The sequence below is a fragment of the Pseudomonas sp. ASL3 genome, from assembly GCF_056680425.1.
Genome location: NZ_CM155281.1, coordinates 4,720,149 through 4,742,582 on the forward strand (window position 1 = coordinate 4,720,149; position 22,434 = coordinate 4,742,582).

15 protein-coding genes are annotated in these 22,434 nt (G+C 57.8%); 12 read left to right on the forward strand and 3 right to left on the reverse strand.

Annotated features, from left to right (window positions below):
* Positions 1-53: 53 nt before the first annotated feature.
* The gene (locus tag AC1MEE_RS21920; RefSeq protein ID WP_480411639.1) at positions 54-614 is read right to left on the reverse strand and encodes a response regulator transcription factor; all 561 of its coding nucleotides are present in this window, start codon (positions 612-614) and stop codon (positions 54-56) included.
* Complete coding sequence (locus AC1MEE_RS21925; RefSeq protein WP_480411640.1) at positions 607-1,869, reverse strand: ATP-binding protein; 1,263 nt, start codon at positions 1,867-1,869, stop codon at positions 607-609. The genes AC1MEE_RS21920 and AC1MEE_RS21925 overlap by 8 nt, the downstream gene beginning before the upstream one ends.
* 208 nt (positions 1,870-2,077) lie before the next feature.
* Here AC1MEE_RS21925 and AC1MEE_RS21930 point away from each other — a divergent pair, with 208 nt between their 5' ends.
* The 12 genes from AC1MEE_RS21930 to AC1MEE_RS21985 all read left to right on the forward strand — a co-directional run bounded on the left by AC1MEE_RS21930 (position 2,078) and on the right by AC1MEE_RS21985 (position 19,917).
* Positions 2,078-2,791 carry an SIMPL domain-containing protein gene (locus AC1MEE_RS21930; RefSeq protein WP_480411641.1) on the forward strand — a complete coding sequence of 238 codons (714 nt, stop codon included), beginning with the start codon at positions 2,078-2,080 and terminating at the stop codon, positions 2,789-2,791.
* 864 nt (positions 2,792-3,655) lie between these two features.
* Complete coding sequence (locus AC1MEE_RS21935) at positions 3,656-5,239, forward strand: HET-C-related protein (protein WP_480416297.1); 1,584 nt, start codon at positions 3,656-3,658, stop codon at positions 5,237-5,239.
* A gap of 104 nt (positions 5,240-5,343) precedes the next feature.
* A complete protein-coding gene (locus AC1MEE_RS21940; protein WP_480411642.1) occupies positions 5,344-6,942 on the forward strand; it encodes an ABC transporter substrate-binding protein in 1,599 nt (532 codons plus the stop codon).
* 267 nt (positions 6,943-7,209) lie between these two features.
* Positions 7,210-8,838 carry an ABC transporter substrate-binding protein gene (locus AC1MEE_RS21945; RefSeq protein ID WP_480411643.1) on the forward strand — a complete coding sequence of 543 codons (1,629 nt, stop codon included), beginning with the start codon at positions 7,210-7,212 and terminating at the stop codon, positions 8,836-8,838.
* Between the two features lie 303 nt (positions 8,839-9,141).
* Positions 9,142-10,740: an ABC transporter substrate-binding protein gene (locus tag AC1MEE_RS21950; protein ID WP_480411644.1), complete on the forward strand. Its 1,599-nt coding sequence runs from the start codon at positions 9,142-9,144 to the stop codon at positions 10,738-10,740.
* A 165-nt stretch (positions 10,741-10,905) separates the two neighbouring features.
* Positions 10,906-12,282, forward strand: a complete 1,377-nt coding sequence (locus AC1MEE_RS21955; RefSeq protein ID WP_480411645.1) for an OprD family porin — start codon at positions 10,906-10,908, stop codon at positions 12,280-12,282.
* A 93-nt stretch (positions 12,283-12,375) separates the two neighbouring features.
* Positions 12,376-13,971 carry an ABC transporter substrate-binding protein gene (locus AC1MEE_RS21960; protein ID WP_480411646.1) on the forward strand — a complete coding sequence of 532 codons (1,596 nt, stop codon included), beginning with the start codon at positions 12,376-12,378 and terminating at the stop codon, positions 13,969-13,971.
* A gap of 75 nt (positions 13,972-14,046) precedes the next feature.
* Positions 14,047-15,057 carry an ABC transporter permease subunit gene (locus tag AC1MEE_RS21965; RefSeq protein ID WP_480411647.1) on the forward strand — a complete coding sequence of 337 codons (1,011 nt, stop codon included), beginning with the start codon at positions 14,047-14,049 and terminating at the stop codon, positions 15,055-15,057.
* Between the two features lie 9 nt (positions 15,058-15,066).
* Positions 15,067-15,978 (forward strand): ABC transporter permease subunit, encoded by a 912-nt coding sequence (locus tag AC1MEE_RS21970; protein ID WP_480411648.1) that lies wholly within the window; start codon positions 15,067-15,069, stop codon positions 15,976-15,978.
* A 10-nt stretch (positions 15,979-15,988) separates the two neighbouring features.
* A complete protein-coding gene (locus tag AC1MEE_RS21975; RefSeq protein WP_480411649.1) occupies positions 15,989-16,957 on the forward strand; it encodes an ABC transporter ATP-binding protein in 969 nt (322 codons plus the stop codon).
* Positions 16,957-17,928 (forward strand): peptide ABC transporter ATP-binding protein, encoded by a 972-nt coding sequence (locus AC1MEE_RS21980; protein ID WP_480411650.1) that lies wholly within the window; start codon positions 16,957-16,959, stop codon positions 17,926-17,928. Before AC1MEE_RS21975 ends, AC1MEE_RS21980 begins: the two co-directional genes overlap by 1 nt.
* Before the next feature lie 654 nt (positions 17,929-18,582).
* Positions 18,583-19,917: an IS110 family RNA-guided transposase gene (locus tag AC1MEE_RS21985; protein ID WP_480410955.1), complete on the forward strand. Its 1,335-nt coding sequence runs from the start codon at positions 18,583-18,585 to the stop codon at positions 19,915-19,917.
* 208 nt (positions 19,918-20,125) lie between these two features.
* On the opposite strand, the gene AC1MEE_RS21990 is transcribed toward AC1MEE_RS21985, so the two are convergent.
* Entirely contained in the window at positions 20,126-22,420 is a 2,295-nt protein-coding gene (locus AC1MEE_RS21990; RefSeq protein ID WP_480411651.1) for a TonB-dependent receptor, read from the reverse strand.
* Positions 22,421-22,434: the final 14 nt, after the last annotated feature.

Genomic DNA, 22,434 nt, shown 5'->3' on the forward strand with positions numbered 1-22,434 from the left:
AGATGATCGACCCGCCTCTTCGCGAAGTCCGAAGACATTCGTTCAGCCCCTGTTCAGCGCCGTACGGGTCGTTTCTGCAATTTACGCTGCAAGGTCCGGCGATGCATGCCCAGCGCCCGCGCGGTCGCGGAAATGTTGCCTTCGTGCTCGGTCAGCACGCGCTGAATGTGCTCCCACTGCAGACGATCCACCGACATCGGGTTTTCCGGCACCAGCGTATCCAGATCCGCGTGCTCGGACAGCAAGGCCGCCAGCACATCGTCGGCATCGGCCGGTTTGCACAGGTAATTGCAGGCGCCGCGCTTGATCGCTTCGACGGCGGTGGCGATGCTCGAATAACCGGTGAGGATCACCACACGCATTTCTGGATCGATTTCCAGCAACTTGGGCAGCAGCACCAGGCCGGAGTCGCCATTCATTTTCAGGTCCAGGGCGGCGTATTCGGGCACGTCCTGCTGGGCCAGGATCAACCCTTCTTCGGCCGAACTTGCAGTGCTGACGCGGAAACCACGGCGGCTCATGGCTCGCGCCATCACCCGGGTGAAGGTGGCGTCATCGTCCACCAGCAATAAATGCGGCAGTTCTTCGCCTTCGACTTGGATCTCGTCACTCATGTTTGTCTCCTCGGGCGTCACGGGGCAGGCGTAGCTCGGTGAGCGTTCCGCCTTCTTCATGACTGTAGAGTTTTACCGAGCCACCCGCGCGGGTCACGCTGGCCTTGCTCAAAAACAGACCCAGGCCGAAGCCTTTGCCTTTGGTGGTGAAGAACGGTTTGCCGATTTGCTCGGCGATTGCCAACGGCACACCGGCGCCGTGGTCACGAATACTGATGCAGATTTCTTCGGCATCCCAGTTCAGATGCACTTCCAGACCTTCCGGGCAGGCATCGGCAGCGTTGTTCAGCAAATTGAGCAACGCCTGGGTCAAATCCGGCGGCGGCGCAAGACGCGGCACCGAACCCTGACCCAGACGCTGGAAGCGATAGCTGGCCTCGGGGCGCATCAGGTGCCAACGGTTCAGGGCTTCGTCCAGCCAGTCGGTCACGTCTTGCTCATCCACCGCCAGACGCCGATTGGCTTCGGCAGCTCGCACCAAACTTTGCAGGGTCAGCTTGCACTGCTTGACCTGTTCTTGCAGCACCGCGAGGTCTTCCTGCAACAGCGGGTCGTTATGGTCCTGACGCATTTCCTTGATCAGCACGCTCATGGTTGCCAAGGGTGTACCCAATTCGTGGGCCGCGCCAGCCGCTTGGGTCGCGACCGCCAGCAATTGTTGATCGCGCAGGCCTTCTTCTCGACGCTCGGCGCGCAGTTGCTCTTGTCGGCGCAGTTCTTCGGCCATCTTTGCCGCAAAAAAGGTAATCACCGCCGCCGCCAGGGCAAAACTCAGCCACATACCATAAATTTGCATGCTCTCGCGGGCGATGGGAAACGTACCCATCGGATAAAACTGCACCAGCAACAATGTGTAGCTGACCAGCGCCAGGCCCGAGAGAATCAGCGAATACAGCCACGGCAAGGTCACCGCAGCGATGGTCAACGGGACCAGATAATAGGAAACGAACGGGTTGGTCGAACCGCCTGAGTAATACAGCAGCACGCTGTGGATCAGCATGTCGAAAGCCAGCTGCACCGCGTACTCCAGCTCGGTGACCGGCCATGATGCACGCAGGCGGATGGCCGTCATCACGCACAGCACCATGGAAAACCCGATCGTGATAGCCAATTGCAGCCACGGCAGGGGCAGCAGATCGAGCAAATAGGCAACGCCCACCGAGCCCGCTTGTGCGGCCAGCACCAAAGTACGAATAAGAGTCAGGCGCCACAGGTTCTGGCGTGTAGCAGAAAGCAGTTGAACGGGGGCGAGCATGAGCTCTCCTGATGAGTGCTCCAGGCGGATCGCAGCGAGTATAACCAAGCAATGGCGAAAACAGCGAAACTGCGTCAAACCGCCACAGATCTGACAGACCGCATCAAGCCGTTCGCAGGCTTGCCTGCGAACAAGATGCCCGGAACCGGAATGGGTCCTCAACAGTCTGATGGTTTTCCGCCTGACGGTTCGTTAACAAGGAGTTTTCATGTTCAGCCTTCGCCCCACTGCCGCCCTCTTCGCCCTCGGTGTTGCCACGCTTGTCAGTCTGCCTGCGTTGGCTGAAGAGGTTCATTACAACCAGGTTTCCGTACGTGCCGAGGTCAGCCAGGAAGTCCCTCGCGACCTGATGATGGTCACCCTTTATAGCGAAGCGCAGAACAACGACCCAGCCAAGCTGGCCGCGCAGATTACTGAAACCCTGAACAAGGCGCTCGGCCAGGCGCGTCAGGTCCAGGGCATCACCATTCGTCAGGGCAGTCGCAACAGCTACCCGATCTACGACGAAAAGGGGCAGAAGATCACTGGCTGGCGCGAACGCTCCGAATTGCGCCTGGAGAGCGCTGACTTTGCCGCACTGTCCAAACTGACCGGCGAACTGCTGGAAGATTTGAAAATGGGCGGCATGGATTTCTCCATCTCCCCACCCACGCGCAGAGCCAGCGAAGACACCCTGCTTAAAGACGCCGTTGCCGCCTTTAAAACCCGCGCGCAACTGGTGACCGACGCCCTTGGTGGCAAGGGCTACAAACTGGTCAACCTGAACCTCAATACGTCGGGTTACCCACAGCCCTACCCGCGTGCGCCGGTAATGATGATGAAAGCCGCCCGTGCTGACGCAGCACCAACGCCGGACATCGAAGCCGGCACCAGCCAGGTCAGCGTCAATGCCGATGGCGTGATCGAAGTGTTGATGCAATAACGCTCACGCGGCGGTAATCCTGGGTTACCGCCGTTTCCACCTCCGTTTGTCGACATCCCGTCTTACCGCCCTACTATCGCCCTACCGCGCCCGCTGATCTGCCTGATTTGCACCGTTTGCACAGCCCGTAAACTCCAGCCCTGCAACACCCCACTCCACTTTGCACGCCTCGAACAGCCCTGAAACCTGGATGTATCGCCGTGCGCTATTTTTAAGGAATCACGGATGAATCCTGTCATTCGCCCACACAGTAAATCCCTTCATTTTTTGGAGAGCGCGAACCCACAGAGCCCGCTTCACATCCATAAACATACCGGCCCGCTAGATGGCCAACTGCGCAGTACTGTTGCCCTGGATCAAATGACGGCCCTGGCCAAACGCTGTACGCCTAAGCAATTCACCCAAAGCATGCCGCTGACCTTCGGCTTCGACATTCCGGAACACACCTACCTCAAGCTGCATGACGCCCTACACTCGGGCGAGGTGCAGAACCCTGAACTGCGGCTTACGACGACCGCGACTTACCCTGCCGACTACGACAATCAAGAGCGCATCATCCGTATTCACCCCGCGGCGCTGGAACACGTACTCGACAATCAGGACACCACCTGGGAATTGCTGGCGATTTTGCTACACGAGTTCGGGCATCACCTGGACAACGTGCTGCGCCAGGACCTGGCCGACCGCAATCCCGATGGTAGCGCTACCGTGGCCGACGACTCGCCGCTGGAGGAAGGCTCTCGGCACGCCTATCGAATGGCACTCTACGAGTCGCTGAACAGGGGCCAGGGTGATGTCGAGATCGCCACTTACCATCCCCACGGCGCGGACGCCATTTCCATCAGAGCTCATTACTCGAGCGCCATGCGACGGGTCCGTCAGACACAGGACGACGACGGCACCTCGACCGCCTATGGCGACAAAGAGACGTTTGAGGCCGGAGACGGCGGCGAAGGTAGATTCACACACAAAACCATTGAAGCCGTGCTCTCGCAGCTCGGCTTTATCGAAGATGAAGTGAATGCCGTCTACTTCGGCAATTGGTTGCGCGACTACTCACAATTGCTCGACCCCAAGATCGTGCGGGCCAGTACCATGCCTAAAAATTTCCCGGACGTGCTTTCTCGTGAGGCGCTGACTCGGATAGTGGACGTATTGGCCGTGCGTAAATTCACTTGGCTGAGGAGGATACAACCTAAGTTATTTACCGTGACGCCGGACTTGCTGGGCGTCTATCGCCCCAGTGAACACATTGACAATCCGAAAGTGCTCAACCCGAAACCGGCAGACCCCAAGACTCGCGACGCGGACTTCGAGCCCTGGGTACTGCCCGACGATGAATCGTTGAAGATCGATTTTGAGACGTCGACGAAACGCTACATACAGCGCTCGGTCGAGGTCATGCAGGCACAACTCAAGCGCGCAATGTTCGAGGGTCGAACGTTCGAAAGTCACCGCTCGTTCGGCGCAGCGCTGCACATTCTGGAAGACTTTTTCGCTCACTCCAATTTCGTCGAGCTGAGCTTGATCAAAGAGGGGCATGTGAATGTGCTGCCATGGACCTCGAAAGCCGATTGCAAATGGGGGCTGCCCCTGGTCACCGGTATGTTTGGCTCCACGGATGTGATTGCCAGCCTGGCGGCGCCTATTGGCGAAATATTGTTCTCGACCAAAGACATCGGCTTCGAACCCACCCAGGCGGGTTTCCGCTCCGAGCGAGACCAAGTGATGCTTATTTTGCTCGGGGAGCATCAGGATCCGAGCCTGCTGGAGATATTCGAGAAACTGCTCTTCACTCGCGACCGATGGGCTGACTTGCCGGTGTCCGAATATGTCGAAAAATTCAATTGGGTCACTGGAACGCCGGCCCGGTTGCTGGGCAATGCCTTTGGAACGGTCATGCAAGGCGCACTGAAGGTGCTGGGAAACAGCATCGACGATCTTCAGACCCTGGTCGATGACAACCCCAATACCAGCGGCTCCACCGATCCGTCTCACTCGCAACTGGCCAAGGATCATGCCGAACACCCGCTTCATCGGCTGGCGGCAACGCTGGCAGAGGAGGCGGTCATGCGCGTCGCACAGGCCATGCTCGGTTTTTGGGAAGGCAAGCCGGGAGCCAATCCCGTTGCGGTCGCCACCGCCTACTTCGTCCACCCCATGGACAGTGACTGGCAAGGCGAAACCGTTGCGCAATGGGCCATAAAAAACCCCTCGCTCGTTCGTCGCAGCACCCTTAAAACCGAGCTGGATACCGTGCATCACCGCTTAAAAGACGTTCGAGAACAGAGCCTGCGAAGGTTGGCCAAGGAAGGCAAAGCCCTCGAGAAGATTCTTTCCGGTGACGGCGATGCGCAAGCGGTAATGAGCGCGCTCAGTCTATTGACTCGATCGCCTCTTGATCATCTGATCGGATTCGTTACCGATTTTGTGAACGTCAGAACGTAAAAGCCGGGCCTTGTAGCAAAAGTAAATCGTGCGGCATCCTTCGTTGTCGATGCGTTTGACTATCCTGTCAGCCAGCGCGAATGCCGCACTCTTTTGAGGTTTCTATGGGACTCACCGTCAAACCCCTGCTCCTCGCCGCCGCCATGCTGGCCTGCGCACCTTTCGCTCAAGCAGCCAGCACCCTGGTGTACTGCTCCGAAGCCAGCCCGGCGGGGTTCGATCCGAGCCAATACACCAGCGGCACGGAGTTCGATGCGTCGGCCGAAACCGTGTTCAATCGCCTGACGCAATTCGAGCGCGGCAGCACTAACGTCGAACCGGGCCTGGCGACCCGTTGGGATGTTTCCACGGATGGCCTGAGTTACACCTTTCACCTGCGCCCGAACGTGAAGTTTCACACCACGGACTACTTCACGCCGACCCGGGATTTCAACGCCGAGGATGTGCTGTTCACCTTCAATCGCCTGCTCGACCCGAATCATCCGTTTCGCAAGGCTTACCCGTCGGAGTCACCGTACTTCAACGACATGGACCTGAACACCACGATCAAGAGCGTCGACAAGATCGATGATCAGACTGTGCGCTTCAGCCTGAACAACGTCGATGCGGCGTTTGTACAGAACCTGGCCATGAGTTTCGCGTCGATTCAGTCCGCCGAATACGCCGCGCAATTGCTCAAGGAAGGCAAGGCTGCCGACATCAATCAAAAGCCCATCGGCACTGGGCCGTTCGTGTTCAAGCGTTATCAGAAAGACACGCAGATCCGTTACAGCGCCAACCCGGCGTACTGGAAACCGGCGGATGTGAAGCTCGACAACCTGATCTTCTCGATCAACACCGATGCCGCCGTGCGCCTGCAAAAACTCAAGACCGGCGAATGCCAGGTCAGCGGTTATCCAAGGCCGCAAGACATCGAGCTGATGGAAAAAGACCCGAACATCAACGTGCTCAGCCAGCCCGGTTTCAACCTGGGCTTTCTGGCCTACAACGTCACCCACAAACCGCTGGACCAGCTCAAGGTACGTCAGGCGCTGGACATGGCCATCGACAAGCCGGCGATCATCAAGGCGGTGTACCAGAGCGCCGGACAGCTGGCGCAAAACGCCCTTCCGCCGAACCAATGGAGTTACGACCCGACGATCAAGGACGCGCCGTACGATCCGACCAAGGCCAGACAATTGCTCAAGGAAGCCGGTATCGCACCGGGGACTGAGATCAGCTTGTGGGCGATGACCGTACAGCGTGCATCTAACCCCAATGCGCGCATGTCGGCGCAAATGATCCAGGCCGATTGGGCGAAGATCGGAATCAAGGCCAATATCGTCAGCTATGAGTGGGGCGAGTACATCAAACGCGCCAAGAACGGCGAGCATGACGTGATGATCTACGGCTGGACCGGCGACAACGGCGACCCCGACAACTGGCTTGGCGTGCTCTACAGCTGCGCGGCGGTCAAGGGCAGCAATTTCGCCAAATGGTGCGACCCGGCCTACGACAAGCTGGTGCAGGAGGCCAAATTGAGCAGTGATCGAGAAAAACGAATCGCGCTCTATCAACAGGCTCAGCACATTCTCAAGGAGCAGGTGCCGATCACTCCGATTGCCAATTCCAAGGTATTTCAGCCTGTGCGCAAGGAAGTACTAGACTTCAAACTCAGCCCATTTGGCCTTACTCCGTTCTACGGCGTCAGCCTGAGCAAATAGCCATCAGTAACACTCTTGCTCCAACCGGGTGCATTCCACACGCTCGGCTGTGCAGCCTTGGTGCACGAAATGATTCGCAATAAGACGCGCAAACGATCAAATGCGACGAAAATTATACCGATGCGACATTCCTGTACGATCGTACCACTTTTGGGCACTTCCTTGGCGCCACCATCTTGCTTTGGGTATGACCCCTGCATAAGTATCTGCAGGGTCGACTCACGAGGTCGCGCCCTCTATTAATAAATGACAACAACTGAGGCCACCATGCTCAAACAAGCGGTCATTCCGTTTTTACTCAGCGCAGGTTTGATCGCCAGCGCACCCTTCGCCCAAGCAGCCCCTTCTTCACTGGTGTTTTGCTCCGAAGGCAGCCCTGCCGGATTCGACCCAGGCCAATACACGACCGGAACCGACTTCGACGCATCAGCCGAGACCATGTTCAACCGCCTGACCCAGTTTGAACGTGGCGGCACTGCTGTGGTTCCAGGTCTGGCGACCAGTTGGGATATCTCCCCTGACGTCCTGACCTACACCTTCCATCTGCGTGAAGGTGTGAAGTTCCACACCACCGACTACTTCAAGCCGACGCGTAACTTCAATGCCGATGACGTGCTGTTCACGTTCAATCGCATGCTTGATAAAGACATGCCGTTCCGCAAAGCGTACCCGACCGAGTTCCCGTACTTCACCGACATGGACATGGATAAGAACATCGCCAAGGTCGAGAAGATTGACGATCACACGGTCAAGTTCACGCTCCACACCGTCGATGCCGCGTTCATCCAGGACATGGCCATGAGCTTTGCGTCCATTCAGTCCGCTGAATACGCCGAGAAACTGCTCAAAGAAGGCAAACCTACGGACATCAACCAGAAGCCAATCGGCACTGGCCCGTTCGTGTTCAAGAGCTATCAGAAAGACTCCAACATCCGTTACACCGGCAACAAGGATTACTGGAAGCCTGAAGACGTCAAGATCGACAACCTGATCTTCGCCATCACCACCGATGCGTCGGTGCGTATGCAAAAACTGAAGAAAGGCGAATGCCAGATCACCCTGTTCCCGCGTCCAGCCGATCTTGCCGTGCTCAAAGCCGACAAAGACTTGAAGATGCCTGACCAGGCTGGCTTCAACCTTGGCTACATCGCTTACAACGTCATGGACAAGATCAAAGGCAGCGACCAGCCGAACCCACTGGCCCAGCTGAAGGTCCGTCAGGCGCTGGACATGGCGGTGAACAAGCAGCAGATCATCGATTCTGTGTACCAGGGCGCTGGCCAACTGGCCGTTAACGCCATGCCGCCGACCGAATGGTCTTATGACACCAGCATCAAGGATGCGGGCTATAACCCTGAGAAAGCGAAAGCGCTGCTCAAGGAAGCCGGCATCAAGGACGGTACCGAAATCACCCTGTGGGCGATGCCGGTTCAGCGTCCGTATAACCCTAACGCCAAGTTGATGGCCGAGATGCTCCAGTCCGATTGGGCCAAGGTCGGTATCAAGGCCAAGATCGTCACTTACGAATGGGGCGAGTACATCAAGCGCGCCAAACAAGGTGAAAACGGCGCCATGCTGATTGGCTGGAGCGGCGACAACGGTGACCCGGACAACTGGCTGGGCACGCTGTACGGTTGCGACGCAATCAACGGCAACAACTTCTCGAAGTGGTGCGACAAGCCGTACGACGCCATCATCAAGAAGGCCAAATCAACACCCGATCAGGCTCAGCGCACCGAACTGTACAAACAGGCGCAACACCTCCTCAAAGACGCCGTGCCGATTACGCCAATCGCGCACTCGACCGTCTATCAACCGATGCGTAACAACGTGCAGGATTTCAAGATCAGCCCGTTTGGCTTGAACTCCTTCTACGGCGTGAGCGTTAGCAAGTAAGGACTGTGTAACTGCGCTGATAAACACAGCGCAGTTATATTAATTTCTGAGACTTAAAGAAGCGCACATTAGTTGGGCAACTGCTTAACAAGCAGCTTCCTACTTCCGTCGCGCACTTTTCCTACAAGTTCTGAAGCACTCCGAACTATTTACTGTACGGCCCGACGGACATACCTTCGAGGGCTTGCGGTATTGCTATTCGCAAAAACAACTGAGTGATCGAGAAAACTTCTGGATCGGAGGCTTTCCGTGTTCACGACACAATCGTTTGCTCATTGATCACGCTTTGAAGGGACAGGATTTATGCGTAAGACTTTCGTCATGTCATCGTTGCTGAGCGTCGGCCTGTTGGCCGGTGCGCCACTGACTCAGGCTGCCAACAGCCTGGTGTTCTGCGCCGAAGGCAGCCCCGCGGGGTTTGATATCGCCCAATACACGGCGGGTACCGATAACGATGCCGCCGAACCGATCTACAACCGCCTGACCGAATTCGAAAGCGGTGGAACCGAAGCGCTTCCGGCGCTGGCAACGCACTGGGACGTCTCAGAGGATGGCCTGGTCTACACCTTCCATCTGCGGGAAGGCGTCAAATTCCATAGCAACAAAACGTTCACCCCGACCCGCGAGTTCAACGCTGACGACGTGCTGTTCACGTTCAATCGCATGCTCAAGGCGGACCATCCATTCCGCGTCGCGTACCCGACCGAGTTTCCTTATTTCAGCGGAATGGGCCTGGACAAGAACATCAAATCGGTGAAAAAAACCGATCCGATGACCGTGGTATTTACCCTGAATAAAGTGGATGCCGCATTTATCCAGAATGTGGCAATGAACTTCGCTTCCATTCTGTCCGCTGAGTACGCCGATCAATTGCTGGCGTCCGGCAAAATGCGCGATATCAATCAACGGCCGATCGGCACCGGTCCGTTCATATTCCAGCGTTATCAGAAAGACGCGCAGATTCGTTACAAAGGCAATAAGGACTATTGGGACCCGAGCAAAGTGAAGCTCGACCAATTGATCTTCGCCATTAATACCGACGCCTCGGTGCGCATGCAGAAACTCAAGAAAAACGAATGTCAGGTCACGCTCAACCCGCGCCCGGCCGACATCCAATCCTTGAAGAACGACAAGCAGTTGCAAGTGATCGAACAGGCCGGCTTCAACCTCGGCTATATCTCCTACAACGTGCAGCACGCGCCGCTGGGCAACCTGCAAGTACGCCAGGCATTGGACATGGCGGTGAACAAGCAAGCCATCATCAATGCGGTGTACCAGGGCGCCGGACAACTGGCGCAAAACGCCATGCCGCCCACCCAATGGTCTTATGACGAGACCGTCAAAGACGCGCCGTATAACCCGGAAAAAGCCAAAGAGCTGCTGCGCGCCGCCGGCGTCAAGGAAGGCACCGAGCTGACCTTGTGGGCCATGCCCGTCCAGCGCCCTTACAACCCCAACGCCAAATTGATGGCCGAGATGCTCCAGTCCGATTGGGCCAAGGTCGGCCTCAAGATCAGGATCGTCAGCTACGAGTGGGGCGAGTACCTCAAGCGCGTCAAGAATGGCGAGCACGATATCTCGCTGATCGGCTGGACCGGCGATAACGGCGACCCGGACAACTGGCTCGGCACGCTCTACAGCTGCGATGCGATTGGCGGCAACAACTACTCCATGTGGTGCGACGAGAAATACGACAAGTTGGTCAAGTCGGCCGTCGCCACTGCCGATCACGCCCAGCGCGTCGAGCTGTACAAACAGGCTCAGCACTACCTCAAAGAGCAAGTACCGATTACCCCAATTGCCCATTCGACGGTCAATCAGCCCCTTCGGGCTGAAGTCGAAGGCTTCAAGGTCAGCCCCTTCGGACGCAACAGCTTTTCCGGCGTCAGCATCGCCGAATAACCCGTTTCACACCGGGGGGAGATCCTCGCTCCCCGGCAAAGCCGTTCCAGCGATTTGATGCGTTGCATGCACCAAGAGGTCGAGCTGGACGGCAACCGTGCACCACCCAAGCCAGATCAACCATAAGACTGGCCTCTAACAAAAGCAGTAAGGGAGCTTCAACACGTGAAAAAAGCCAGTACCGCTCTATTAGCCTTGTCCATCGCCACTATGGGGGCCATGGCTCAGGCAGAAGAAGTCAGTCAGGACTTCGTTCCTACTACATTGAGTACCACTAGCGCCCAAGACGGAGCCAAAGGCTTTTTCGAGAATCAGCATCTGGGGGGTTCCACCAAAAACTTCTTCGCAAAGGAGCGCAGCACGCGCGCCAACCTCTTCAGTTACCAGAAGGACGGCCAAAAGGTTCCGACTGACACGCGCAATACCTGGACCCAAGGCACTATCCTCGACTACGCCTCGGGCTTCACCGAAGGTACGGTCGGCATCGGCGCTGAAGCTGCCGTTTACAACGAAGTCGCGCTCGAGCGTGGCCATGCGCGTATCGCCGGTGGTGGATCCCGTACCCTCACCGACAGCAACGGTGATGCCGTCGGCCAGTGGAGCAAAATGGGCCTGGGCAATGTCAAACTGCGTGTTTCCAACAGCGTCTTAACCGTTGGTCGCCAGTCCGTGAATACGCCGGTCATTGCCTACATCGGCAACCGTGCGTTGCCGTCGAGCTTTAACGGCTTCAGCCTGCTCAGCGAAGAGTTCAACAATTTGTCGTTCCAGGCAGGCAGCTTCGACCGCGTATCCCCGCGTACCGAAGAAAGCATGACCCGGTTCAGCTCCTCGTACGCCACCACCTCCGCCACCGCTGACCGCCTGAGCATGGCCGGTTTCGACTACAAACCATCCAAGGCCCTGACCGCCAGTTTCTACGCGTCGGACCTGGAAGACTTCTGGAAGCAGTACTACGTCGGCATCAACCACGATCTGGGTGACACCTCGGTCCTGGGCTTGACCACCGGCTTCAACTACTACAAGACCAAAGACTCAGGCCAAAGCAAGCTCGGCGCGATCGACAACGACACCTACAGCCTGTCGTTCACCGTCACTCACCTGGCGCACAGCCTGACCCTGGCTTACCAGAAAGTAGAAGGTAACGAGTTTTTTGACTACGCCGCCGAAACCAACGCCATCTTCCTGGCCAACTCCTTGCTCTCGGACTTCAACGGACCGAACGAGAAGTCGATCCAGATCGGTTATGTGCTGAACATGGCCGAGTACGGCGTACCGGGTCTGAAATTCAACGTCTACGAGGCCCGTGGCTTCGGCATCGACGGTACCCACTACACAGGTACTGCTTACGACGTCAAAAACATGAATGGCGAAAAACACCAGGAATACGGCATCGGCACCAGCTACACCCTGCAAGACGGTCCGCTTAAAGCGAGCAGCGTTCGTGCGACCTACACCACCCACCGTGCCAGTGCGAACCAGGTCGATGGCAGCTTGAACGAGCTGCGTGTCGTGACCACGATTCCATTCAACATTCTTTAAATCGTCGATAGCGCCGCGTACGGCTGATTGCCCGGAGCGATCCGCAATCAGCCGCCCAAGCCATCACCACTCATGTGTTTACGGAGGGTTTATATGAAATTGCTTTCTCTACGAACTTCGATTGCGCTGGCGTTGTTCAGTGTCGCCGTCAGCGCTTCAGCCAAACCCTTGGTGGTCTGCACCGAGGCCAGTCCTGAAGGTTTCGATATCGTGCAGTACACGGCGGCCACAACGGCCGACGCCTCGGCAGAGACCCTCTTCGACCGCCTGGTAACGTTCAAACCGGGCACCACCGAAATCCAGCCGGACCTGGCCGAGAGCTGGGAGATCAGCCCGGACGGCAAAACCTACACCTTCCACCTGCGTAAAGGCGTCAAGTTCCACACCACTGAATACTTCACCCCGACCCGGACGATGAACGCCGACGATGTGCTCTGGAGCTTCCACCGCCAGCTCGACCCCAAGCATCCATGGCATGAAAAATCGACCATGGGCTTCCCGTATTTCGAGGCCATGGGCCTCAAGGATCTGATCGTCAGCGTCGATAAGCTCGACGACTCCACGGTCACGTTCACCCTCAACCGCCCGGAATCGCCTTTCCTGCGCGATCTGGCCATGGCCTTCGCTTCGATCTATTCCGCCGAATATGGCGACCAGTTGCTCAAGGCTGACAAGACTGCCGATCTGAACACAAAGCCCATTGGCACTGGCCCGTTCATCTTTTCGCGCTACAGCAAAGACGCGCAGATACGCTATAAAGCCAACCCGGATTACTTCAAGGGCAAACCGCCAAGCGAAGGGCTGATTTTCGCGATCACCACCGACAGCAACGTGCGCCTGCAAAAGCTCAAAGCCAACGAATGCCAGATCGCCGTGTACCCCAAGCCTGAGGACATCGCCAGCATCAAGGCCGATCCAAACTTGCGGATCGAGGAAATGGAAGCCCTGATGACCAGCTACGTGGCCATCAACACCTCGCACAAATTCCTCAGCGATGTGCGGGTGCGACAAGCCATCAATATGGCGTTCGACAAAGAGGCGTACATCAAGGCCATGTTCGGTGAAGGCAAGGCAACGATTGGGATCAACCCTTATCCGCCGACGCTGCTGGGTTTCAACACGGCGATCAAGAATCTGCCGCATGACCCGGATAAAGCCCGTGCGTTGTTGAAAGAAGCTGGCGTTCCTGACGGGCAGGTCTTTACTGTCTTCAGCCGTAACGGCGGTGGCGCGACCAACCCGAATCCGCTGCTGGGGGCGCAGATGTTGCAAGCAGACCTGGCCAAAGTGGGCATCAAGCTCGACATTCACACGTTTGAATGGGGTGAATTGGTCAAACGTGCAAAGAGTGGCGAGCATGACCTGCTGTTTTACGGCTGGGCCGGTGACAATGGCGACCCGGACAACTTCCTGACCCCCAATTTGAGCTGCGAGGCAGCGCAAAACGGAGAAAACGCCGCACGCTGGTGCAACAAAGCATTCGATGAGCTGCTGACCAAGGCGCGTGAAACCACTGAGCCGGCCACGCGCGCAGCACTTTATGAACAAGCTCAGGAAATATTCCACCAGGATCAGCCGTGGATCAGTCTGGCTCACCCCAAACTGTTCAGCGCTGTAAGCAAGAACGTCGAAGGCTTTCAAATCAGCCCGCTGACTAATAACAACTTCGCCACCACTCAGGTGAAGTAGATAAAAACACCAGTGTCGCTCGTAACCCGAGCTTCACTGGGGCACGCCTAACCGGCTGATGAGGTACACAAGAAGATGTTTAGTTTTATTGCCCGCCGCGTGGGGTTGTTGATACCCACCTTCTTCGGCATCACCCTGCTGACCTTTGCCTTGATTCGCCTGATTCCGGGCGACCCCGTGGAAGTGATGATGGGGGAGCGCCGGGTCGATCCGGAAATGCACGCCCAAGCCATGGAACGTCTTGGCCTGAACAAACCCCTTTATGCCCAGTACCTCGACTATGTCGGCAAGCTCGCCCACGGCGATCTTGGTGAATCGTTGCGTACGCGCGAAAGCGTCTGGACGGAGTTCACAGCGCTGTTTCCGGCCACGCTGGAACTGGCGACTTCGGCGCTGATCTTCGCTGGCATCCTGGGCCTGTTGGCCGGGGTGATCGCGGCACTCAAACGAGGATCCCTGTTCGACCATGGGGTCATGGGCATCTCCCTCGCGGGGTATTCGATGCCGATCTTCTGGTGGGGCCTGATCCTGATCATGTTCTTCTCGGTGACGCTCGGCTGGACCCCCGTGTCCGGACGCATCGACCTGCTGTACGACATACCGCCGAGAACCGGCTTCATGCTGATCGATACATTGCTCAGCGATGAACAAGGCTCGTTCCTCGACGCCCTGCACCACCTGATTCTGCCGGCCATCGTATTGGGCACTATCCCACTGGCGGTCATCGCCCGGATGACCCGCTCCTCGATGCTCGAAGTGCTGCGTGAAGACTACGTGCGTACCGCCCGGGCCAAAGGCCTGTCGCCGGCACGCGTGGTATTCGTCCACGGCCTGCGTAACGCCCTGATCCCGGTATTGACCGTGTTTGGTCTGCAAGTCGGCACGTTGCTGGCCGGTGCGGTACTGACCGAAACGATCTTCTCCTGGCCGGGTATCGGCAAATGGCTGATCGAAGCCATTGGTGCCCGGGACTATCCCGTGGTGCAAAACGGCATCCTGTTAATCGCCTGCCTGGTGATTCTGGTCAACTTCGTGGTGGACATCCTCTACGGCTTTGCCAACCCACGCATTCGTCACCAGCGCTGAGATCATCCTATGAACACAATTACTCCCGCGGTAGCAGTTGATCAAAGCCTGCTTTACCCCTCGCCGTACAAAGAATTCTGGCAAGCGTTCGCACATAACAAAGGCGCCGTTGCCGGCCTGATGTTCATGATTCTGGTGGTGTTCTGCGCCCTGTTCGCCCCGTGGGTCGCACCCCACGATCCCAGCGAGCAATACCGCGACTTCCTGCTGACCCCACCGGTCTGGCTCGCAGGCGGACAATGGCAATTCCTGCTCGGCACCGATGAATTGGGCCGCGATCTGTTGTCGCGCTTGATCCATGGTTCGCGCCTGTCGCTGTTGATCGGTATGTCCTCGGTGGTCATGTCGTTGATTCCGGGGATTCTGATGGGCCTGCTCGCCGGGTTCTTCCCGCGCATTCTCGGCCCGTCGATCATGCGTCTGATGGACATCATGCTGGCCCTGCCTTCGCTGCTGCTGGCCGTTGCCATCGTCGCGATCCTCGGCCCTGGCCTGATCAACACCATCATTGCCATTGCCGTCGTGTCCCTGCCTTCGTACGTGCGTCTGACTCGTGCTGCGGTCATGGGCGAACTGAACCGCGACTACGTCACCGCTGCGCGTCTGGCCGGTGCCACTCTGCCGCGCTTGATGTTCATCACCGTGCTGCCTAACTGCATGGCACCGCTGATCGTGCAGGCGACCTTGAGCTTTTCCTCGGCAATTCTCGATGCCGCGGCACTGGGCTTCCTCGGCCTGGGCGTGCAACCGCCAACCCCTGAGTGGGGCACCATGCTGGCCTCGGCCCGTGACTACATCGAACGCGCCTGGTGGGTCGTCAGCCTGCCCGGTCTGACCATTTTGCTCAGCGTGCTGGCAATCAACCTGATGGGCGACGGGCTGCGCGATGCGCTGGACCCGAAACTCAAAAATGCCGCCTGAGGAGATTCGTATGCCACTTTTAGAAATCAAGAATCTCAACGTCCGCTTCGGCGACGCCAAGGCCGTGCCGGTTGTCGACGGTCTGGACCTCAGCGTGGAAAAGGGCGAAGTACTGGCCATCGTTGGCGAATCGGGTTCCGGTAAATCGGTGACCATGATGGCGCTGATGGGCTTGATCGACGCCCCAGGCATCGTCACCGCTGACTCCCTCAACTTCGACGGCAAAGAGTTGCTCAAGCTCAGCTCGCGTCAGCGTCGGCGCATTGTCGGCAAAGACCTGGCGATGGTTTTCCAGGACCCGATGACTGCGCTGAACCCCAGCTACACCGTGGGCTTCCAGATCGAGGAAGTGCTGCGCCAACACCTGAACCTGTCTGGCAAAGCTGCTCGTCAACGCGCCCTGGAACTGCTTGAGAAAGTGGAAATCCCTGGCGCTGCTGCCCGTTTGAATGCCTACCCGCATCAATTGTCCGGCGGCATGAGCCAGCGCGTGGCGATTGCCATGGCGATTGCCGGCGAACCGAAACTGCTGATCGCCGACGAACCGACCACCGCGCTGGACGTGACCATTCAGGCGCAGATCATGGAGCTGTTGCTGGCCCTGCAAAAAGAGCAGGACATGGCGCTGGTCCTGATCACCCACGACCTGGCTGTAGTGGCCGAAACCGCTCAGCGTGTATGCGTGATGTACGCCGGCCAAGCGGTTGAAGTCGGTCAGGTGCCCGGGTTATTCGATGTCCCCGCTCATCCGTACAGCGAAGCGCTGCTGGCGGCGATTCCGGAACACAGCATGGGCGCTGCGCGTCTGGCCACACTGCCGGGCATCGTCCCCGGTCGCTATGACCGTCCGCAAGGCTGCCTGCTGTCACCGCGCTGCCCGTACGTACAAGACAAGTGCCGGCAACAACGTCCAGCCCTGGACCCTAAAGCCCACAGCCTTGTTCGCTGTTTCTACCCCTTGAATCAGGAGGTGGCGTAATGAGCGTCGTTCTTACCGCCCGTGACCTTACCCGTCATTACGAAGTATCCCGTGGTCTGTTCAAGGGTCACGCGCTGGTTCGCGCCCTCAACGGTGTGTCCTTCGAGCTGGAAGCCGGCAAGACCCTGGCCGTGGTGGGTGAATCCGGTTGTGGCAAGTCCACCCTGGCCCGCGCCCTGACCCTGATCGAGGAGCCTTCCTCCGGCTCGCTGAAAATCGCCGGTCAGGAAGTCACCGGTGCCAGCAAGGCTGAACGCAAGCAATTGCGACGAGACGTGCAGATGGTGTTCCAGAGCCCCTACGCGTCACTCAACCCACGGCAGAAAATCGGCGATCAACTGGGCGAGCCGCTGTTGATCAACACCAATCTGTCGCGGGCCGAGCGCCGGGAAAAAGTCCAGGCGATGATGCAACAGGTCGGTCTGCGCCCTGAGCACTACCAGCGTTACCCGCACATGTTCTCCGGCGGTCAGCGCCAACGTATCGCGTTGGCCCGGGCCATGATGCTGCAACCCAAAGTGCTGGTGGCGGATGAACCGACGTCGGCGCTGGACGTATCGATTCAGGCTCAGGTGCTTAACCTGTTCATGGATTTGCAGCAGGAGTTCAACACCGCGTACGTGTTCATCTCCCACAACCTGTCGGTGGTGCGTCACGTCGCTGATACCGTGTTGGTGATGTACCTCGGCCGTCCGGCAGAAATGGGCCCCAAGGAAGAAATCTACAACCGCCCTCTGCACCCGTACACCCGGGCGCTGCTGTCGGCGACCCCGACTATTCACCCGGACCCCCTGAAGCCGAAGATCAAGATCGTCGGTGAACTGCCCAACCCGCTCAACCCGCCAAGCGGCTGCGCCTTCCACAAGCGCTGCCCCTACGCGACCGCCCGCTGCACCACCGAAGAACCGGCCCTGCGCGTGCTGGACAACCGTCAGGTTGCCTGTCACCACGCGGAGCAGTTCATCGTGTGATTGGCTGTGAGGGGACTGATTTATTTTCAACGCTTCACCGAAAATTAATCTGTCCCCTCCTGCTGCCGATCCATCTGATACACCGCTGTTCGCAGGCAAGCCTGCTCCCACAGATTTTGTGTCTCATGCAACATTTACTGAGACCCCAATCCTGTGGGAGGGCCCGCCCCGTCTTCGACGCCGCGCTGTCGCGCAGCAAACACGGGCTCGATTCTGCCCGGAGGGCGTAGGAGCTGACTTGTCTGCGATAAGGGCCGAAGGACCTTCCAGCGGTGGTGAATTCACTATTTTTGCCAGCGCTTCGCACTGGATCGCAGACAAGTCAGCTCCTACAAGGAATTAGCGTCAGGCTGAAAATTCCATAAAATATACTCTTTATTTTTCAACGGCTTATAGGTTGTTTGATGGGAGGCCTCGCCGCGTCTTCGACGCCGCGCTGTCGCGCAGCAAACAGGGGCACGTCGTAGAATCGAAGTGCGCGCGGGGACCAAGACCGTAGCCATCACTGGTGTGTACGCACCCGCATGGGAGAGTGGTCCGCACGGTATCGGCGTGGAGTCGTTGTCGGCACAGCAAGCTGTGACCACGTATGAGAGAGTGAATCCATTCGCCACCGTGCTCCCCGCGCGCCCCTCAATCCTGCGAGGAATTGTCATGGCGCGCAAGAACCAGCAGAAACGTTTTGAAGTGGTTCACCCTCATTGTGCGGGTATCGATATTGGCAGTCGCGAGCATTGGGTGGGGGTCAACCCCGACCAGAGCGACACCCCTGTCCGCTCGTTTAAAACGTTCACCGACGAGTTGCTCGCATTAGCCGATTGGCTCGAAGCGTTGAAGATCAATGTCGTGGCCATGGAGGCAACCGGGGTCTACTGGATACCGCTGTTTGAAATCCTCGATGCACGGGGCTTCGAGGTGTATTTGGTGAACTCCCGCGCCACCCGCCAGACCTCCGGGCGCAAATCCGATGTGCTGGACTGCCAGTGGATTTGGCAGCTCATGACCCACGGCTTGCTCAGAGGCGCCTTTCGGCCCGCCGACGACATTTGCTCGATGCGCTCTCTGGTTCGCCAGCGCGCAATGAAAGTTCGCGATCAGGCCAAGAGCGTCAATCGCATGCAGAAAGCCTTGACCCAGATGAACATCCAGCTAGCCACTGTCATCAGTGACATCACCGGCCTGACGGGCAAGAAAATCCTCAACGCGATCATCGGCGGCGAGCGTGATCCGTACGTATTGGCCGGTTTTCGAAACGGTCACATCAAGGCCGATCATGAAACCATTGCCCGCAGCCTGCGCGGTAACTGGCGAACCGAGCATCTGCATGCCCTGGCTCAGGAAATGGCGACGCATGATTTTCTGGAACAGCAAATTGCCGAATGCGATCAGGCCATCGCTCACGCCATTGATCGACTGCCGGTATTGAACGATGAACCTCTGCCGCCGGCCAAGACACTGCGCAGCCCGCACCGCTCGTCAGCCGAGCAAGCCCGTTTGCACCGTGCGCTGGGAAAAATAATGGGCGTTGATTTGACCGCTATTCCCACCATCGGCGTCGAAACCGCTTTGGCACTGGCGAGCGAAATCGGGCCTGATTTATCGCGATTTCCCACGCAACAACACTTCTGTTCCTGGCTCGGCCTGGCACCTGCGACCCGGATATCCGGCGGCAGGCAGCTGCCTGGTAGTCCGCCAAAGGTCTCGAATCGAGCCGCGCAGGCCTTGAAGCAGGCCGCGTCCAACGCGCGCAACGACAAGAGCTTCATCGGCGCCAGCCATCGAGCCCGGTTGGCGCGCATGGATACCGCGTGCGCCATCAAAGCCACCGCGCATCAACTGGCCCGCCTGATCTACGTCATGTTGACCAAAGGCCAACCCTACGTGGAGCGAGGTATGGAAGCCTATGAAGCCGAGAGTCGACACCGTCAACTGCGTGCCCTGGAACGCAAGGCACACAAGCTTGGGATGCAGTTAGTTATGGCCAAATAAAAGGCATAAAAAACAATACGTTATTTTTTGTTTGATGAGAGCAGGCTTGCCTGCGAATCTTTCAGTCAATACACATCCCGCCGATAACGCCTCTGTTCGACCAAACGCTGAACCTCTGCCGCATCATGCACCCAAACAGAAAACGTTCTCATCTACACAGACAAAAGCCCCGCTCACGTCAATGAGCAGGGCTTTGAGCCAGCGTGGCTTAGAAGTGGAAATTGACACCCATCAGCGCGGTACGACCGGCGGCCTGATTGGCGAAGTGAGCCGCATAGGCTTTGTCGTAATAGGTCTTGTCGGTCAGGTTCTGCAGGTTAAGTTGCAGGTCCACATTCTTGGTCAACTTGTAGCTGGCCATGGCGTCATAGCGGGTGTAGGACGGGACGTAAACGGTATTGCCCGTATCGCCATAAACATCATCGACATAGAACGCCCCGCCGCCGACGGTCAGCTTATTGGTCACGTCATAGGTGCTCCACAGGCTGAAACTGTTCTTCGGCGTGTTCGGCATTTCGTTGCCTTTGGCCGAGATACCGCCCACGGTGATGCTGCCATTGCGACCGGTCAGGCCAGGATCGACCAGTTCGCTTTTCAGATAGCTATAGCCGGCGAACACTTGCCACTTTTCGGTGATCTTGCCGCTGGCCGACAGTTCCAGCCCGTCGACACGGGACTCACCGACGTTTTGATAGGTATTGCTCTGTACCAGAATCCGCGTGTTTTCTTTCTCGGTACGGAAAACGGCAGCCGTCAGCGACAGGCGATCATGGAACACATCCCACTTGGTGCCCAACTCGTAGTTCTTGGTGGTTTCCGGCTCCAGAGGGCTCAGCAACGTACTGTTGCCTGGGGTCAGCGGGTTGCCATCGACGCCCTCATTGAGCATGGCGCCCGGTGGGGTCGCCGAGGTGGCGTAGGACACATAGACACTGCCATTTTCGACTGGCTTCCAGACAAGCCCGCCCTGCCAGTTCCAAAAGCTGCTGTCGTTGCTGGTTTTACCGGCGGTGGTGTTATTCGCCTTGGTGTCGAAGGTGTCGTAGCGCAGGCCAACGTTCAACAGCCATTGAGGGTCCAGTTCGATGGTGTCGAAGGCATAGACCGCACGCGTATTGCCGATGGTATTGGTACCGGCGTAGTTACGCGCAATGGAACCGGTGAAATCGTCATCAGGGTTGGGATTGCTCAGGGAAGTACAGGTACCGCTGGCGATCACACCCGGACGACAGCCGCCCCCCGCCGGGTTGCTGTTTGGCGTGACGGTATAGCCGGTGACCTCGCTTTCTTCGCGAGTGATTTCAATGCCGGTCGAGTAGTTGTTCTTGAAACCCAGTGCGCGGAACTCGCCAAACAGATCGGTCTGGTTGGTGGTGGTTTCAGTACTGCTGACACGCGTGTTGGCGCGACGCCACACGGTGCCGTACTGATTGACGTTGTGCTGGCTGTCGTCCGGCTGGGTGAGGATATAGTCCTGACTGGTGCTGCCGTGACGAAAGGTGTTCTTCAGGGTCATCGCGTCGTTGAGGTCGTGCTCGATCGAGACGGTACTGATGTCCGCACGTGTCTTGCGGAAGTCACGGTCCTTCAGACCGTAGAAGTTACTGCTGTTGCCACCATCGTCCGGCTTGTCGTGCACATGCGCAGCGGTTGCCGAAGCGGAGCCGTAACCATAGGGAATGCCCGAGTCCGGCAGGTCATTGCTTTCCAGATGGTAGTAATTGACGTTGACCCGGGTCGTCGTGCCCAAACCGAAGGTCACCGACGGCGCTACACCCCACCGGTCGTAGTTGACTGCGTCGCGACCGGCTACGTTCTGTTCATGACTCATCAGGTTCAGCCGAAACGCGGCAGTGTCGAGAAATTTTTGGTTCACATCCAGCGTGTAACGGCGGGTCTGGTCGGAGCCATAGGTGAAACCGCCATTGAGAAAATCGGCGTCCTTGGGCGCCTTGCTCACTATATTCAGGCTGCCGCCAGCCGAGCCGCGACCACCAAAGGCTGAGTTCGGGCCCTTGCTGACTTCAATCGACTCAATGTCGAATATTTCGCGGGTCTGCGACCCCGTGTCGCGCACACCGTCCAGATAGGTATCGCTCTGGGCATCGAAACCGCGAATGAACGGACGGTCGCCCTGCGGGTTGCCGCCTTCACCCGCGCCAAATGTGATGCCTGGAACAGTGCGTAAAGCGTCCTGTAACGAGGTTGCTCCGGTGTCCTTGAGCACTTGCTGGGGGACCACCGTTACCGAGCGAGGCGTGTCGACCAGTGGCGCCGTGTACTTTTGCGATGAAGCCTTTTCGACCTGGTAGGAAGTGCGGTCCTGGGCTTCACCCGTTACGCGGGTGGCATCAAGGGAGATCGCGTTGCCTTGCGGCTTGCTATCAGTGTCTTCAGCGGCTTGAGCCATATGCGAAGCGGACATTGCCGTTATGGCAACGCCAATCGCCGAAGCGAGCAAACGCGGTGAGTGAGCTGGTGATTGCAAGTGTTGGCGCGACATGGTGAATTCCTTCC

Bases quoted from the DNA above. Each gene is read 5' to 3' on its own strand.
- AC1MEE_RS21940 (WP_480411642.1), top strand. From the start codon at position 5,344: ATGGGACTCACCGTCAAACCCCTGCTCCTCGCCGCCGCCATGCTGGCC.
- AC1MEE_RS21935 (WP_480416297.1), top strand. From the start codon at position 3,656: ATGCGACGGGTCCGTCAGACACAGGACGACGACGGCACCTCGACCGCC.
- AC1MEE_RS21960 (WP_480411646.1), top strand. From the start codon at position 12,376: ATGAAATTGCTTTCTCTACGAACTTCGATTGCGCTGGCGTTGTTCAGT.
- AC1MEE_RS21950 (WP_480411644.1), top strand. From the start codon at position 9,142: ATGCGTAAGACTTTCGTCATGTCATCGTTGCTGAGCGTCGGCCTGTTG.
- AC1MEE_RS21970 (WP_480411648.1), top strand. From the start codon at position 15,067: ATGAACACAATTACTCCCGCGGTAGCAGTTGATCAAAGCCTGCTTTAC.
- AC1MEE_RS21930 (WP_480411641.1), top strand. From the start codon at position 2,078: ATGTTCAGCCTTCGCCCCACTGCCGCCCTCTTCGCCCTCGGTGTTGCC.
- AC1MEE_RS21980 (WP_480411650.1), top strand. From the start codon at position 16,957: ATGAGCGTCGTTCTTACCGCCCGTGACCTTACCCGTCATTACGAAGTA.
- AC1MEE_RS21985 (WP_480410955.1), top strand. From the start codon at position 18,583: ATGGCGCGCAAGAACCAGCAGAAACGTTTTGAAGTGGTTCACCCTCAT.
- AC1MEE_RS21990 (WP_480411651.1), bottom strand. From the start codon at position 22,420: ATGTCGCGCCAACACTTGCAATCACCAGCTCACTCACCGCGTTTGCTC.
- AC1MEE_RS21975 (WP_480411649.1), top strand. From the start codon at position 15,989: ATGCCACTTTTAGAAATCAAGAATCTCAACGTCCGCTTCGGCGACGCC.
- AC1MEE_RS21965 (WP_480411647.1), top strand. From the start codon at position 14,047: ATGTTTAGTTTTATTGCCCGCCGCGTGGGGTTGTTGATACCCACCTTC.
- AC1MEE_RS21920 (WP_480411639.1), bottom strand. From the start codon at position 614: ATGAGTGACGAGATCCAAGTCGAAGGCGAAGAACTGCCGCATTTATTG.
- AC1MEE_RS21925 (WP_480411640.1), bottom strand. From the start codon at position 1,869: ATGCTCGCCCCCGTTCAACTGCTTTCTGCTACACGCCAGAACCTGTGG.
- AC1MEE_RS21945 (WP_480411643.1), top strand. From the start codon at position 7,210: ATGCTCAAACAAGCGGTCATTCCGTTTTTACTCAGCGCAGGTTTGATC.